General features: G+C 61.8%; 1 protein-coding gene. It reads right to left on the bottom strand.

Translation table 11 applies throughout. The features are described 5' to 3' along the window. A partial coding sequence (locus tag EN935_RS40075) for an SDR family NAD(P)-dependent oxidoreductase (RefSeq protein WP_127374455.1) occupies nucleotides 1-453 on the bottom strand: 453 nt, incomplete at both ends.

Consider the following 453-nt stretch of genomic DNA (forward strand, 5'->3'; position numbering starts at 1 on the left):
GTCCCAATCTTTGTGCGGCGGCCGCATCGATCTGCCGCGTTCGGTCCGTCTCGATGCGACCGGGGGCCACCACATTGACGGTGACCCCTTCGCGGGCAACCTCTGATGCCAAGGTCTTCAGCCATGCCGTCAAGGACGATCGCAATGCATTGGAAATACCTAGATTGGGAATTGGCTGGACCACGCCGCTGGAGGTGATGGTGATGATCCTGCCCCAGCCGCGCTCCCTCATGGGAGCCACCGCAAGCCGCGTCAGTTCGAAGACCGGCAGAACCATCTTCTCGAACTCGGACTGCCAGGTGGGCGTGGAAATCTGACTCGGCGGCGTCGGGGATGGTCCGCTGGTGTTGTTGACAAGGATATCAACGCCGCCCAGCAGCTCGTTCGCCTGCTGAAACAGCTTCCCGGCAACATTGGGTTCGGCGAGATCGGCTGCAGCCCAATGAGCCTGGC

It is taken from the genome of Mesorhizobium sp. M7D.F.Ca.US.004.03.1.1, assembly GCF_003998635.1.
GTDB lineage: Bacteria > Pseudomonadota > Alphaproteobacteria > Rhizobiales > Rhizobiaceae > Mesorhizobium > Mesorhizobium loti.